Annotated in this window: 13 protein-coding genes; 5 read left to right on the top strand and 8 right to left on the bottom strand. The window is 65.2% G+C overall.

Going from position 1 to position 13,942, the window contains the following annotated elements; all coding sequences use genetic code 11:
* The 5 genes from ccmI to FJ430_RS27210 all read right to left on the bottom strand — a co-directional run bounded on the left by ccmI (position 1) and on the right by FJ430_RS27210 (position 4,248).
* A complete protein-coding gene (gene ccmI / locus FJ430_RS27190) occupies positions 1 to 1,137 on the bottom strand; it encodes a c-type cytochrome biogenesis protein CcmI (protein WP_140702930.1) in 1,137 nt (378 codons plus the stop codon).
* A gap of 104 nt (positions 1,138 to 1,241) precedes the next feature.
* Positions 1,242 to 1,679: a hypothetical protein gene (locus FJ430_RS27195; protein ID WP_140659446.1), complete on the bottom strand. Its 438-nt coding sequence runs from the start codon at positions 1,677 to 1,679 to the stop codon at positions 1,242 to 1,244.
* A gap of 128 nt (positions 1,680 to 1,807) precedes the next feature.
* Positions 1,808 to 3,235, bottom strand: a complete 1,428-nt coding sequence (locus FJ430_RS27200; RefSeq protein ID WP_140702928.1) for an ATP-binding protein — start codon at positions 3,233 to 3,235, stop codon at positions 1,808 to 1,810.
* Positions 3,219 to 3,884: a response regulator transcription factor gene (locus FJ430_RS27205; RefSeq protein WP_140702926.1), complete on the bottom strand. Its 666-nt coding sequence runs from the start codon at positions 3,882 to 3,884 to the stop codon at positions 3,219 to 3,221. Before FJ430_RS27205 ends, FJ430_RS27200 begins: the two co-directional genes overlap by 17 nt.
* Positions 3,885 to 3,948: 64 nt before the next feature.
* Positions 3,949 to 4,248 (bottom strand): hypothetical protein, encoded by a 300-nt coding sequence (locus FJ430_RS27210; protein WP_140702924.1) that lies wholly within the window; start codon positions 4,246 to 4,248, stop codon positions 3,949 to 3,951.
* Between the two features lie 346 nt (positions 4,249 to 4,594).
* Here FJ430_RS27210 and FJ430_RS27215 point away from each other — a divergent pair, with 346 nt between their 5' ends.
* On the top strand, positions 4,595 to 4,981 hold the full coding sequence (locus FJ430_RS27215) for an ester cyclase (protein ID WP_140658805.1): 387 nt from the start codon (positions 4,595 to 4,597) through the stop codon (positions 4,979 to 4,981).
* Positions 4,982 to 4,995: 14 nt separating this feature from the next.
* Here the strand turns inward: FJ430_RS27215 and FJ430_RS27220 are convergent, their stop codons facing one another.
* The 3 genes from FJ430_RS27220 to FJ430_RS27230 all read right to left on the bottom strand — a co-directional run bounded on the left by FJ430_RS27220 (position 4,996) and on the right by FJ430_RS27230 (position 9,524).
* Entirely contained in the window at positions 4,996 to 5,403 is a 408-nt protein-coding gene (locus FJ430_RS27220; RefSeq protein ID WP_140702922.1) for a DUF3168 domain-containing protein, read from the bottom strand.
* A gap of 143 nt (positions 5,404 to 5,546) precedes the next feature.
* Positions 5,547 to 7,100: a trimethylamine methyltransferase family protein gene (locus tag FJ430_RS27225; protein ID WP_140702919.1), complete on the bottom strand. Its 1,554-nt coding sequence runs from the start codon at positions 7,098 to 7,100 to the stop codon at positions 5,547 to 5,549.
* Between the two features lie 12 nt (positions 7,101 to 7,112).
* Complete coding sequence (locus FJ430_RS27230; protein ID WP_140702917.1) at positions 7,113 to 9,524, bottom strand: GcvT family protein; 2,412 nt, start codon at positions 9,522 to 9,524, stop codon at positions 7,113 to 7,115.
* Positions 9,525 to 9,635: 111 nt separating this feature from the next.
* On the opposite strand from FJ430_RS27230, the gene FJ430_RS27235 reads away from it, so the two are divergent.
* The 4 genes from FJ430_RS27235 to FJ430_RS27250 all read left to right on the top strand — a co-directional run bounded on the left by FJ430_RS27235 (position 9,636) and on the right by FJ430_RS27250 (position 13,802).
* Complete coding sequence (locus FJ430_RS27235; RefSeq protein WP_140702915.1) at positions 9,636 to 10,274, top strand: TetR/AcrR family transcriptional regulator; 639 nt, start codon at positions 9,636 to 9,638, stop codon at positions 10,272 to 10,274.
* Between the two features lie 165 nt (positions 10,275 to 10,439).
* Positions 10,440 to 12,596, top strand: a complete 2,157-nt coding sequence (locus FJ430_RS27240; protein WP_140702913.1) for a transglycosylase domain-containing protein — start codon at positions 10,440 to 10,442, stop codon at positions 12,594 to 12,596.
* An 80-nt stretch (positions 12,597 to 12,676) separates the two neighbouring features.
* Complete coding sequence (locus FJ430_RS27245; protein WP_140643545.1) at positions 12,677 to 13,261, top strand: DUF1214 domain-containing protein; 585 nt, start codon at positions 12,677 to 12,679, stop codon at positions 13,259 to 13,261.
* Positions 13,254 to 13,802, top strand: coding sequence for a DUF1254 domain-containing protein (locus FJ430_RS27250; protein WP_140643543.1), 549 nt, complete (start codon positions 13,254 to 13,256; stop codon positions 13,800 to 13,802). The genes FJ430_RS27245 and FJ430_RS27250 overlap by 8 nt, the downstream gene beginning before the upstream one ends.
* The last annotated feature ends 140 nt before the right edge of the window (positions 13,803 to 13,942 follow it).

Raw genomic sequence — 13,942 nt, forward strand, 5'->3', positions numbered from 1 at the left:
TTACTCCGTCGCCGTTACGCCGAGCGAGGCGGCGAAGGCGGTGAATTTCCTGGCCTGTTCACTGTCCGCCCCGAAGGCGGCGACAGCGCGGCCGAGCGCGGCCCGCGCCTGATCGGCCTTGCCAAGCACGACATAGGAACGGATGAGCCGCATCCATCCTTCCTCGTCACGGGGATTCTGCTTCAATTTGTCGTCCAACCCGGCGACCATGGTCTCGATCATCGCCTGCCGGTCCTGCGGCGACATCTGTTGCGCGGCTTCCACCTGCTGCGCATCCGGGCCGTTGGCCGGCGCGGCCTTGGCGACAGCCGGCTCGCCCGCCTCGGCAAGCGCCTGCTGAACGGCGTTGCGCCAGGGCGAATCCGGCGCGAGCTGGCCGAGCATCTTTTGCCAGGCGGTGACGGCCTCGGCCTTCCTGCCTTCCTGGGCGAGGCCAACGCCCAAGTAGAAATTCGCCTTGGCGTTGGCCGGATCGAGCTTCAGGGCTGCCTCGAAGGCGCTTTGGGCATCGGCCGAAACGATGCCGCCGGCAGCATTGGCGATCGCCTCGCCGAGACCCGACTGGCGCACGGCGCTGTCGCCGTCGAGGCGGATGGCGTTGCGATAAGCGGTCACGGCGTCAGGAAAGCGCTGCAGCCGAAGATAGATCGGCGCCAGCACATCCCAGCCCTTGCCGTCCGACGGATTGGCGGCGAGATGGGCTTCGGCGCGGGCGACCAGTTCGTCGACCGAGGAATCGGCCGGGTTCTTGGCCAAACGTTCGGCCAGCGGCTGCGAGGGCAGATCGGGAGAACCGAGCATACCGTAGAGCCCCCAACTCAACAGGGGAACCGCAAGCACGGCCACGCTGGCGACCCATCTGGCGCCGCGCGCGGGCCTGGGCGTCGCCGCGCCCGGCTGCAAAGCCGCGCCCAGACGCAGGATGCGGCGGCCGATCTCGGCACGCGCCTCCTCGGCCTCGCCCGGCTGGATCAGGCCGCGCGCCATGTCGCGGTCGAGCTCGGAAAGCTGGTCGCGATAGACTTCGAGATCATGATCGCCGGCCGGCGACGCGCCCTTCATGCCGCCGGTGAGCGGCAACAGCACCGCCAGGCTGGCGCCCAGCGTGAGGATTGCGGCTATGACCCAGAACAGCATGCCTATTCCAATAGCGGCAGAGCCTTGCCCTGCCAACACGACCATCGTGCGACGCTTTGACGGCGGACGCCGTCGGCCGCAGGCCTAATTCCGTTCCAAAGCCGTCAGGTCAGCGGCGTCCAGCTGCCATCGGCGTTGCGGCAGGCGGTGCCGCGCGCGGTGACGCCCGCGCCGCTGGTATAGACGGTGTGGGTGTACTGGCGGCAATCCTGCGAGCCGACCCGGTAGGGCTGGGCGGCGACGACCTCGCCATAATGCGAGGAGTTGTCGCTCTTCCACGTCACTTTCTGGCCACTGGTGTTGTATTCCAGCGCCTTGTACTCCGCTTCCAGGCCTTTGCGCTTTTCGGCATCGCTGAGGCCCGAGCCGACCGATCCGCCGATAAGCCCGCCATTCATGGCCGAAACGATGCTGGTCGAGACCTTGCCGCCGGCGGGCGGCGTGGAAACAGGCGTGACCGGAGAGGTTGGACCGCCCCTGCCGAGCGTCGTGCAGCCGGAAACGGCGAGCAGGGCGGAAACGAGCGCGACGCGGATCTTCATGCCAACAACCGGTTCTCTTGAGCAGGATGAGCTGGGGGCTGCGTCATCGGGGAGGATATCGAGCCCATAGTGTTGACATTTGTCGGAAATTTGGCCGCCAGCCCTTGCTCGCAAATCGATAAAAAACATCATTGAAGGCTCCGCAATCTCACCACCGCCCTCAAGCCGCCCATGCCGGACCGTTCCAGCGCCAGCGAGCCTCCATACTCGTTGACGAGGTCGGCGACAATGGCGAGCCCGAGCCCTGTTCCCGGCTTCGTCTCATCGAGTCTCTTGCCACGCTTCAACACCTCCCGCGCACTGTCCTCGGGAATGCCCGGGCCGTCATCCTCTATAACGATCTCAAACAGGTTGCCGCTTCCCGAAATAGTGGCGATCGTCACGGCGACGGCGCCTTTAGCCCATTTCATCGCATTGTCGAGCAGATTGCCGAGCAGTTCCTCCAGATCCTCGCGCTCGCCGGCAAAGACGATCTCCGCCGACGGCAGCGACAGGATCAGCTTGGATTGCGGGTTGAGTTTCCGCAGCACGCGCACCATGCGCTCGACCAGCGGCGAAACCGGCGTGCGGAAGACGACGCTGTCGCGCTGCGCGGCGACGCGGGCGCGCTGCAGATAGTGGTCGACCTGTTTCTGCATGGAGGCGGCCTGCTCGGCGATCAACTGACCCTTGGCGCCGCCAAGCGCCCGGCCCTCATTGATCAGCACGGCGAGCGGCGTCTTCAGCGAATGGGCAAGGTTGCCGACCTGGGTGCGCGAGCGCTCGACGATGCGCCGGTTGTTCTCGATCAACGCATTGGTCTCGTTGGCGAGCGGCTCGATCTCGGCCGGGAAGCTGCCGTCGAGCCGCTGGGCGGTGCCTTCGCGCACCATGGCCAGCGCATTGCGGACCCGGCGCAAAGGCTGGAGACCCAAGAGGATGGCGATGGCGTTGATGGCGATCATGCCGACGCCGAACAGCGACAGATAGGTGAGCAGGCGGCGCTGGAAGCTGGCGATCTCCTGCTCGAGCTCGCTGTGATTGCCCATGACGCGGAAACGAGCGGCGCGGTTCTTCGCGTCCAGCACGAACTCGCTCTCGAAAACTTCGAGCTGCTCGCCCTTTATGCCCTCCATCGAATAGCTGCGCTGGAAGTTCGAGTTGAAGGGCACTTCCGCGACGCTCGGCGACAGGAGTGAAGTCGTCATCGAGGACGAATGGATTTCGCCATGCACGCCTTCGGAAGCAGGCTCGACCGACCAGTACCAGCCGGAATTCGGCTCGGAAAAGCGCAGGTCGCCGAGGTCGGGCGAGCCGGTCAGCGCGCCGTTGTCGGAAATGCCGACGGAACCGATCAGGTTGAACAGATGCGCCGAAAGCAGGCTGTCGAAGCCGCGTTCGCTGGCCTGGCGGTAAAGCGTGGTGATGAGGGTGAAGATGACGACCAGCGTCAGGATCGCCCAGATGGTGGAAAAGGCGATGACGCGGAAGGTCAGCGAGCGCGGCCAGAGCCGCAGCTTCGACAGCCCCGCGCCTATGGTTGGCTTCAGCGGTTCCGCGTCACGCCTCCGGCTCACGCATGCGATAGCCCATGCCCCGCACGGTTTCGATCATGTCGATGCCCATCTTCTTGCGAAGTCGGCCGACAAACACCTCGATAGTGTTGGAATCGCGGTCGAAATCCTGGTCGTAGAGATGCTCGACCAGTTCGGTGCGCGACACCACCTCGCCCATATGATGCATCAAGTAGGCGAGCAGCCGGAACTCGTGCGAGGTGAGTTTGAGCGGCACGCCGTTGACGTCGGCCTTGGACGCCTTGGTGTCGAGGCGCAGCGGCCCGCAAGTGAGCTCCGACGATGCATGGCCGGCCGCGCGGCGGATCAGCGCCCGCACCCGCGCCAGCACTTCCTCGATGTGGAAGGGTTTGGTCACATAGTCGTCGGCGCCGGCGTCGATGCCGGCCACCTTGTCGCTCCAGCGGTCGCGCGCGGTCAGGATCAGCACCGGCATCTTGCGGTCGCCGCGGCGCCAGCGCTCGACGACGCTGATGCCGTCCATCTGCGGCAGGCCGATATCGAGGACCACGGCATCGTAAGGCTCGGTCTCGCCAAGGAAGTGCCCCTCCTCGCCGTCATAGGCGCGGTCGACCACATAGCCGGCGTCGACCAGCGCGTCGGCCAGCTGCCGGTTGAGATCCTTGTCATCCTCGACGACGAGCACGCGCATGGGTTGAAGCCTGTTGCTGGTTAGACGTATAGGCCGATTCCGCCGGCCTGGGAAACGAGTGAGGTCAGCTCATCGGGACGACGATTTCCGAGCGGCGCGGACGCTGTCCGTCCTTGCCGGGGACCAGCACGACGATGACGCAGACCTGCTGGCCGCCCCGCGTCGCCTGCGAGGCCTTGGCCAGCGTGCCGCCATTCTGCGCGGCGACCTGCTGGCCGATGGCGTAGCAATCGCCGGCGACAAGCACGACCGGCTGGTCGACCGACGGGACGATGACCGGCATTGCCGTCGTCTGCGACGCAAAGAGGCCGGCTGCGGCAAGCGCCAGCACTGCTTTGCGGAGATGGGAGCCAAGGTTGGTCATGATCACGGTTCTAACGCATATGGGCTGAACGTGAAATGAACGGTGAACAATCGAAAATCCATGCCCGCCATTCCCCTGCGCGAGACAAATGAATGCACCCTGTGACGCCAGTGCAGTCGCCAGGGGCTCCCTCAGGCCCCGGGTGCAAATTCATAGCCGGAAAATCAGTCGGCCCGCTACGCTTTTCGGGTGCGGATTCTCCATCCAGCCCTAGCGTTTCACCGTTTCATGGAAACGGCGAACCGCCCTATCTCTCTAATTTAACGCAATTCCGGACGGAAAACCGATCACACTTTTCCTGGAATTGCTCCGGTGTAGGAACGCCGCACGACCATGGGAGCACGCGATGACGCGCGAGGATATTGCCGATCTCTATCGGGGCTACATCGCCTGCCTGAACGACCAGGAGTGGGACAATCTCGGCCGCTTCGTCGGCGACGAGGTGCAGTACAATGGCGAGACGATCGGGCTTTCGGGTTATCGCCGTATGCTGGAAGGCGATTTCGAGGCCATTCCCGACCTGCGCTTCAACATCGAACTCCTGATTTCGGAGCCGCCGCGCGTGGCGGCGCGACTGCATTTCGACTGCCGGCCCAAGGGCGTGCTGTTCGGCCTGCCGGTGCACGGCAGGCGGGTTTCCTTCGCCGAGAACGTCTTCTACGAATTCCACGACCGACGGATTCGCGAGGTCTGGTCGGTCATCGACAAGGCCGCCATCCAGGCGCAGCTCTGAGGTCCGCCAGCCTCTCAGGCGTCTTCCTGCGTCAAGGCGTGGAAGCGCAGCAATCCATGATGGACCGCAAGGTCCTCGTCATAGCGCGCCTCGGCGAATTCCAGCGACAGGCGCGTCTGACCGCGCGAGCCGATGGAAAGTGCTGCGCCATCGAGGCGCGCCTTGATGCTGTCCATGATGAGGCGCGTCTCGGCCTCGCCTTGAGCCTTCGACCAGACGTGCAAGGTGATGAGTTGGTCGCCATCGTTGTCGGCGCCGGTGTCCAGGTCGAAGGCACTGGTACGGCCGTAGGTCACGTGTGGAAAGGCGGCCTTGTCGTTCGCCTGTTCGAGCAGGCCAGCGCCGCCGAGAAGCGCCGATAGCGACGCATCGGTCTTAAGCCTCAGGAACAAGGCCTGCATCAGATCGCCAGGCGCCGTCATCTACCGTCCATCGCCAACACATGTCTCCGCGCCGCAGCCAATTCCGGCAACGTAGCCGCGCTCGCGATCCGATGCCAGATCGCGAATCGGTTTGACTATAGCGTGAAGGGCGAAGGTCTCGAATTTATTACGTTTTCGTCAAATCATGAGACCGGAGCCGCGCCGCCTTCCTCGGTGCGCTTGGCAATGAACTCGTCGAGCACGCCCGCGGTGGCGGCAGCGGAGGCCGGCGGCTGGAAATCGGAAAGAATCCGCTTCCAGATGCCGGTCGCGCGCTCCGTGGCGGTCTTGCCGCCGGCTTGCGTCCAATTGCCGAAATTCGACCAGTCGGCCACCAGCGGCTCATAGAAGGCGGTGCGGTAGCGCGTCATGGTATGCGCCGCCGAGAAGAAATGCCCGCCGGGCTGCACTTCGGCGATGGCCTCGAAGCCGATCGCATCCTCGTCGCCCGGGGTCTTCGCGCAAAGCTCTGCGACCGTCTGCAAGGCTTCGATGTCGGTGATCAGCTTCTCGAGGGAAACGCTCAAACCGCCTTCCAGCCAGCCGGCGGCATGGATGCAGACGGTCGCGCCGGCCAGCACCGAGCCCCACAGCGCGAACTGCGTCTCGTGCGCTGCCTGCGCGTCGGAGATATTGGCGGCGCTGCCGCCGCCGGATCGCCATGGCAGGCCGGTGAAACGCGCAAGCTGGCCCGCGCCGAGCGTAGCCTTGACATGCTCCGGCGTGCCGAAGGCCGGCGCGCCCGACTTCATGTCGACATTGGAGGAGAAGGAACCATAGACCACAGGCGCGCCTGGGCGCGCGATCTGGGCGAGCGTCAGGCCCGCCAGCGCCTCGGCATGCTGCAGCGCCAGCGCGCCCGCGACCGTGATCGGCGCCATGGCGCCCGCCAGGCAAAAGGGCGTGATGATCGATATCTGGCCGGCGCGGGCGAAGTCGATGATGCCCTGCGCCATCGGAATGTCGAGCTGGCGCGGCGAGTTGGTGTTGATGACCGTGTAGCTATGGGCGCTGCCGGCAAACTCGTCTTCGGACAGGCCGCGCGCCAGCCGGATCATCTCGAAACTGTCCTCGGCCTGCGGCGTGCCGCGGGCAAAGACGAAGGGCACCTTGTCGGACAGCGTCAGTTGCGCCCGGCCGGTGGCATAGTGGCGAAAGCGCGTGTCGACGTCCTGCGGCTCGACGCAGGGGCCGAGCATATGCAGCACGTCGAAATGCTGGATCAGCTTGATGAATTCCTCGAAGGCCTGGAGCGTGCCCGGCCGTCGGCCGCGCTCAAGATCGGTGACGTTCGGGGCGCCGGAGCCGGCCAGGAAGGTCATCGAGCCGAGCTCGAGCATCAGATCCCGCGAGCGGTCGCCGCCAAGGGCGGGAATCGCGCGCGGCGCCGCGGCAAGTGCTGCCTCGACCATGTCGCGGCCGATCCTGACCATCTGGCTGTCTTCGTCGACCAATGCGCCGGCCCTGGCGTAGATGGCGCGGGCCTCGGGCAGCAGCACCTTGATGCCGAGCTCCTCCAGCACGCGCAGCGCGGTAGCGTGGATCGCGGCGACCTGGTCGTCGGAAAAGATCGGCTGCGGCAGGAAGGGGTTCTTCAGCGACCGATAATTCGGATGCCGGCTAGACTCGCTGCCTGCCTCGCCGGTGCGTCCCCGCCGGCGCTCGCGCCTGAGATCACGTGCGGCCTCGTCAATCATGGCGGTTCCTCCTCATTGCCGCATCGCCTTGCCTTCAGCGTCGTAGGGCGAGCCCGCGATGACGCGCGCCGGCCGTTCGACCCCGACAATGTGTACGGAAAGTTCCGTCCCCTCACCGGCGAAATCGTCATCGAGCAACGCCAGGGCGACGCTCTTGCCGATCGTGTAGCCGTAGCCGCCGGAGGTGACGAAGCCGACGCGCCGGCCCTTGGACCAGACCGGCTCGAAGCCGCTGGCATCGGCGTCGACAGCGTCGACCTCAAGCGTCACGATCCGTCGCGAGACGCCCACCTCGCGCTCCTTGAGCGCGGCCTGGCGGCCGATGAAATCGCCCTTGTCGAAGGCGATGAAGCGGTCGAGCCCGGTCTGGCCGGGCGTGTAGCCTTGCGTGAATTCGCGCGACCAGATGCCGAAACTCTTTTCCAGCCTGAGCGAATTCAGCGCGTAATAGCCGATCTCGGCGAGGCCGAGGTCCTCGCCGGCGGCAAGCAGCGTCTCACGCAGGCTCGAATGCAGGGTGGTCGGGCAGTTGATCTCGAAGCCGAGCTCGCCGGCAATGGACAGCCGCGCCACCCGGGCCCGCGCCATGCCGATGTCGAACACGCCGCAAGCCATGAACGGCAGGGTTTTGGCGGAGATGTCCTGATGGGTAGTGCGTTCGACGATCCGGCGTGCGTTCGGACCGGTGACGAGGAAGCCGGACATGGCGTCCGAGATGTCGGTGATGGAGACGCCTTCGGCGATGTGCGCCTCGAACCAGCGCATGTGGAATTCGCGCAAATAGTAGGAGCCCATGATCCAGTATTCGCCGCCGGCCCAGTTGAGCACGGTGAGATCCCCCTTCAGCCGGCCGTCGGACCCAAGCATCGGCGCCAGCTTCGCGCGGCCGGGCTTCGGCAGCCGGCAGGCGAGCAGCCGGTCGAGCCAGGCCTCGGCGCCCGGGCCTGACACGGCATAGCGCGAGAAGGCCGTCGTATCGACGAGGCCGGCGGCGCGGCGGACCTGCAGCACCTCGTCGCCGACGATCTCGAAAGCGTTGGAGCGCTTCAGCGTCGTCTCCTCGCGGAATCCCATCGGCGCGAAGTAGGCCGGGATCTCCAGGCCCCAGGACGCCGTCCATTCGGCGCCGGCGGCGCTCATGCCGTCATAGGCGCCCGGACGCTTCAGCGGTCGGCCGGCAGGCAGGCGCTCGTTGGGGAAGGTCATGACGAAGCGGCGGGCATAGAACTGGCCCGTGGTTTGCCGCAGATACTCGCGGTTGGCGGCGAAGGCGCCATAGCGGGCGATGTCCATGCCGAAGATGTCGGCTTGCGGCTCGCCGTAGATCATCCACTCGGCCAGCGACTTGCCGACGCCGCCGCCCTGGCTGAAGCCGGCCATGACGCCGCAGGCGACCCAGTAGTTCTTCAGCCCCCTGACCGGGCCGACTAGCGGATTGCCGTCCGGCGTGAAGGTGAAGGCGCCGTTCACCCATTTGCGGATGCCGGCCTTCGCCAGGCAGGGGAAGCGCTGATAGGCCTTGGAGAGCTCCGGGCTGATGCGGTCGATGTCCTCGGGGATCAGCTCGATGCCGTAATCCCAGGGCGCGCCGTCCATGTTCCAGTGTTTCGGGTTCTGCTCGTAGACGCCGAGCAGCACGCCTTTGCGCTCCTGACGCAGGTAGGAGAAGCCGTCGAGATCGACGGCCAGGCCGAGCTCCTTGTCGAGGGCTGCGACTTCGGGAATGTCCTCGGTGACGAAATAATGGTGTTCCATCGGCGTCACCGGAAGGTCGACGCCGGCCATCAGCCCGACCTGCTTGGCCCACAGGCCGCCGGCATTGACGACATGCTCGGTGACGATCGTGCCCTTTTCGGTGACCACGTCCCAGCCGCCATCGGCGCGCTGTTTCAGCTCGATGACGCGGTTGCGCAGGATCACATCGGCGCCGCGCTTCCTGGCGGCGCCGGCATAGGCGTGCGTGGTGCCATAAGGATCGAGATGGCCCTCGTTGGAATCATAGAGGCCGCCGAGCACGTCGCTGACATCGACGATCGGGCAGATCTCCTTGATCTCCTCGGGCGTTACCAGTCGGGCCGTCTCGATGCCGACGGACTGAAACACCGCCCAGGCCGATTTCAGCCATTCCCAGCGCTGCGGGTCGCTCGCCATGTTGACGCCGCCGGTCATGTGCAGGCCGGCATTCTGGCCCGACTCGGCCTCGATCTCGCGGTAGAGTTTGATCGTGTAGTCCTGCAGCGCCGCGACATTGGGATCGGCGTTGAGCGCGTGGAAGCCGGCGGCCGCATGCCAGGTCGAGCCAGCCGTCAGCTCGGCGCGCTCGATCAGCGCGACGTCGCTCCAGCCAAACCGCGTAAGATGGTAGAGCACCGAGGCGCCGACCACGCCTCCCCCGATGACGACTGCCCGGTAATGGGATTTCACGAGCCTCTCCCTCTCGTTGGAGGCCCCACCAATATACCTTCTGGACATATATGTCTAGACACTTCTGTCCAGAGCTTGCGTTGCGTTTCGCGCCATGCCTATTGTGCGGCCATGATCATGACCGCTCCCCAGGCCGAACCGCCGCCCGGCAACGTCAAGGTGACGCGCTCCGACTGGATTAAACTGGCGCTCGATATGCTGATTTCAGACGGTATCGAGAGCGTGCGCGTGCTGACGCTCGGCCAGAAGCTCGGCGTGTCGCGCTCGAGCTTCTACTGGTATTTCAACAGCCGGCAGGACCTGCTCGACCAGTTGCTTGCGCATTGGCACGACACCAACACCACGGCGATCGTCGAGCGTGCCCGCCGGCCGGCGGAGACCATCATCATGGGCGTGATGAACGTCTTCGAATGCTGGGCCGACGAGCGCCTGTTCGACCCCAGGCTCGATTTCGCCGTTCGCGAATGGGCCAGGCGCGCGGCCGACGTGCGGCGCATGATCGACCAGGCCGACGACGAGCGCCTCAGCGCCATCCGCGACATGTACCGCCGGCACGGCTATGACGGCGAGGACGCCTTCATCCGCGCCCGCGTCCTCTATTACATGCAGATCGGCTATTATGTGCTCGACCTCAAGGAACCGGTCGAGGCGCGCGTCAGCCATCTCGCCGCCTATCTGCGTTCCTTCACCGGCCAGGAGCCGACCGAGGCGGATGTGGCGCATTTCATGCGCTTCATCGCGGCGCGGTGATATGGTCTGCCGTCCACGGCCAGGGCGCAACCAATCAACAAAGCTTGCGCTGTTGCTTCGCTGCCCTTGTGAGCGATGCTAAAATGGTCGATTAGTCTTGCGGGGGAGGCGCCCGAAATTGCCATACAGTTTCCGGGCGAAAGTGCGTTGGGGCGGAAGTCTGGAATGGCAAGTCCTTCGAAACCAAGCAAGAGAAGAGGCCGTATCGCTTCGGCGCTGCTCGCTGTGGACGCCTGGCTCGATTCCTCGCTCTACGAGATCGGTTTCAAGGCACGCGAATTCTGGGAAGCGGCGACCATCTTTTCCCGGCGGTTCCGTGTGCATGGCTGGCGCCGCGCCATCATCGAGGTGCTGAGCGAAGGTTTCACCATGGGCGCCGGCGGCTTCGTGGTGCTGCTCGCGCTTGCCATGCCTGCTTTCGACATCACCACCGGCGACTGGCGCAACCAGGGCGACTTCGCCGTCACCTTCCTCGACCGCTACGGCAACGAGATCGGCCAGCGCGGCATCATCCAGCGCGATTCCGTGCCGGTCGACGAGATGCCGGACATCGTCATCAAGGCGGTGCTGGCGACCGAGGACCGGCGTTTCTTTGACCATTACGGCATCGACGTGCTGGGCCTGTCGCGCGCGGTCTTCGAGAATGTGCGCGCCAATTCCGTGGTCCAGGGCGGCTCCAGCATCACCCAGCAGCTCGCCAAGAACCTGTTCCTGTCCAACGAGCGCACCCTCGAGCGCAAGATCAAGGAAGCCTTCCTGTCGCTATGGCTGGAAGCGAACCTTTCCAAGAAAGAGATCCTGCAACTCTATCTCGATCGCGCCTATATGGGCGGCGGCACGTTCGGCATCGAGGCGGCGGCGGATTTCTATTTCGGCAAGAGCGTCAAGGACCTGAGCCTGGCCGAGGCGGCGATGCTGGCCGGGCTGTTCAAGGCGCCGACCAAATACGCCCCACACATCAACCTGCCGGCGGCCCGCGCCCGCGCCAATGTGGTGCTGTCCAACCTGGTCGATGCCGGTTTCATGACCGAGGGTCAGGTGCTACAGGCGCGGCTGCATCCTGCCGACGTCGTCGACCGCGGCGAGCAGAAGAGCCCGGATTATTTCCTCGACTGGGCCTTCGACGAGGTGAAGAAGATCGCCAAGCCCGGCCAGCACTCGCTGGTCGCCCACACCACTTTCGACGCCAACATCCAGAAGGCGGCCGAGGAGTCGGTCGAGTTCCATCTTCGCCAGTTCGGCAAGGAATACAACGTCACCGAAGGCGCGGTGGTGGTGATCGAGACCAACGGCGCAGTGCGTGCCATCGTCGGTGGCCGCGACTATGGCACCAGCCAGTTCAACCGCGCCACCAAGGCGCTGCGTCAGACCGGTTCATCCTTCAAGCCCTATGTCTATGCCACCGCCATGGAACATGGCTTCACGCCGGACTCGGTGGTTTCCGGTGGCCCTATCAGCTGGGGCAGTTGGTCGCCGCACAATTACAATGGCGGCTCGGCCGGCAACGTCACGCTGCTTACGGCGATCGCCAAGTCGATCAACACCGTGCCGGTGCGGCTCGCCAAGGACTACCTCGGCATCGGTCCGATCAAGGCGATGGCCGAATCGATGGGTGTCGAATCGCCGCTGGAATCGCACAAGACCATGGTGCTCGGCACATCGGGTATGACGGTGATGGACCAGGCGACCGGCTACAGCGTCTTTGCGCAGAACGGTTTCGTCGGCTCGCGCCACGGCATCACCCAGCTCGTCACCCGCACCGGCGACGTGGTCTATGACTGGGCCAAGGACGCGCCGCCACCACATCGGGTGCTGTCGGAAAAGGCGCTGAAATACATGAACACCATGCTGGCGGCGGTGCCGGTCATAGGCACCGCGAGGCGCGCCCAGCTTCCGAACATTGTCGTTGCCGGCAAGACCGGGACGACACAATCCTACCGCGATGCCTGGTTTGTCGGCTTCACCGGCAACTACACCGCCGCCGTCTGGCTCGGCAATGACGACTTCACGCCGACCAATAAAATGACCGGCGGTTCGCTGCCGGCGATGGTCTGGCAGCGGCTTATGGTCTACGCGCATCAGAACATCGACCTGAAGCCGATCCCGGGCATCGATCATCCGTGGGTCGACCCGGAGGTCGCGGCCAAGGCCGAGGAAGCGGCGAAAAAGGAAGCCGACGCGGCGGCGGCGCAGGCCGAGGCCGAACGCCCGCCGGTGCTTTCCGGACGCACCAGCCAGACGCTGAGGGAAATGAGCAAGGCGTTCCAGACCGCGCCCGTGCTGGGCGCCCCCACCCTGCCGGAGACACTTTCGGCGCTTTAGGATCGCGCTGGCGTGAAGCCGGCTTGCCACGGCACCCCGCGCCGCGATATCCCGGGCAACCTCCTCTGTTTGCGGCTCTCATGCTCAAGAACGCCATCCTGACGCTGCTTTCGCTTGCCATGGCCATCGGGCTTGGCGGCTACAGCGTCTGGTATGCGCTCAACGCGCAGGACGGCGTCGGCGCGATCCGCATCGGCCAATGGACCGCCTTCCCCGAAGTCGGGACGCTGGCGGCCGACCCCTATTCCAAGGCGCGCGTGGCACGCGAGGGCGTGCTGGCGCTCGGCCAGGCCGAGGGGCTTGCCTTCGTAGCCGAGCGCGACGATGCGGGCGAGCCGCTGAAACGCGAATGCGCCTACACGATCGAAGGCGGTTACCCCACCGCCCGCTTCTGGACGCTCTATGCCGCCGACCAGTCGCTTGGCGTGATCGACACAGGCAAGCCGAGGCAGTCGGCGCTGCAATCCTACGAAGTGCTGCGCCAGCCCGACAATTCCGTCGTCATTTCCGTCGGCAATCGCCCGGCTCCCGGCAACTGGCTGCTGACCGGCGGCTCCGGCAAGATGTATTTCGTGCTGACCTTCTACGACACGCCGATCGCCTCGAGCACCGGCCTCTCGGACGTCACGCTGCCGCGCATCCTGAAGGCGGGCTGCAATGCGTAGCCTGCTGCACGCCCTCATCCTCGGCCTGCTCGGCGCCGGCATCGTGCACATCGTGGTGCTGTTCCTGGTGCCGGAATTTTCCGAACGCGATGCCTGGTCGCGGCTGGCGATGGCTTCGGACCTCTACAAGATGACGCGGCTCGACGCCGAGGCCGGCGGCGCGCCGGTGGTGAAATCGGTCGATCCGCTGTTTTATGCCGCCGCCTGCCGATTCGATCTCACGGACGGGCTGGTCAGGATCAAGGCGCCCGGCGACGTGCCGTTCTGGTCGGCCTCGGTCTATGACCGCAGCGGCCACAACATCTATTCCTTCAACGATCACAACGCCAATGGCGAAAAACTCGATGCCATCGTGCTGACGCCGGCGCAGATGATCGACGTGCGGCGCGACCTTCCGGAGGATCTGCAGGGCGCGATCTTCGTCGAGGCGCCGATCGATGAAGGCATCTTCGTCGTCCGCGCCTTCGTGCCGGACGAGAGCTGGAAGCCGATCGTGTCGCGCTTCCTCGAGCAGAGCGCCTGCGAATTGCAGGATTACTGAGAAAGGCGCCCGATCAGTGATGCGGCTTGGCAGGTGGCGGGGAGCGCGGCCTGTCGGGGCCGCTCTCGCCGGGCCGTGCCTCACCGACCTGCGGATGCAACTCATAACGGACGCCGGGGAATATGATGACCGCCGCCGCC

It is taken from the genome of Mesorhizobium sp. B2-8-5 (assembly GCF_006440675.2).
Taxonomy (GTDB): Bacteria; Pseudomonadota; Alphaproteobacteria; order Rhizobiales; family Rhizobiaceae; genus Mesorhizobium.

Excerpts from the sequence above, each read along its gene's own strand:
- ccmI (WP_140702930.1), bottom strand. The coding sequence starts at position 1,137 with ATGCTGTTCTGGGTCATAGCCGCAATCCTCACGCTGGGCGCCAGCCTG.
- FJ430_RS27195 (WP_140659446.1), bottom strand. The coding sequence starts at position 1,679 with ATGAAGATCCGCGTCGCGCTCGTTTCCGCCCTGCTCGCCGTTTCCGGC.
- FJ430_RS27205 (WP_140702926.1), bottom strand. The coding sequence starts at position 3,884 with ATGCGCGTGCTCGTCGTCGAGGATGACAAGGATCTCAACCGGCAGCTG.
- FJ430_RS27210 (WP_140702924.1), bottom strand. The coding sequence starts at position 4,248 with ATGACCAACCTTGGCTCCCATCTCCGCAAAGCAGTGCTGGCGCTTGCC.
- FJ430_RS27215 (WP_140658805.1), top strand. The coding sequence starts at position 4,595 with ATGACGCGCGAGGATATTGCCGATCTCTATCGGGGCTACATCGCCTGC.
- FJ430_RS27220 (WP_140702922.1), bottom strand. The coding sequence starts at position 5,403 with ATGACGGCGCCTGGCGATCTGATGCAGGCCTTGTTCCTGAGGCTTAAG.
- FJ430_RS27225 (WP_140702919.1), bottom strand. The coding sequence starts at position 7,100 with ATGATTGACGAGGCCGCACGTGATCTCAGGCGCGAGCGCCGGCGGGGA.
- FJ430_RS27235 (WP_140702915.1), top strand. The coding sequence starts at position 9,636 with ATGATCATGACCGCTCCCCAGGCCGAACCGCCGCCCGGCAACGTCAAG.
- FJ430_RS27240 (WP_140702913.1), top strand. The coding sequence starts at position 10,440 with ATGGCAAGTCCTTCGAAACCAAGCAAGAGAAGAGGCCGTATCGCTTCG.
- FJ430_RS27245 (WP_140643545.1), top strand. The coding sequence starts at position 12,677 with ATGCTCAAGAACGCCATCCTGACGCTGCTTTCGCTTGCCATGGCCATC.
- FJ430_RS27250 (WP_140643543.1), top strand. The coding sequence starts at position 13,254 with ATGCGTAGCCTGCTGCACGCCCTCATCCTCGGCCTGCTCGGCGCCGGC.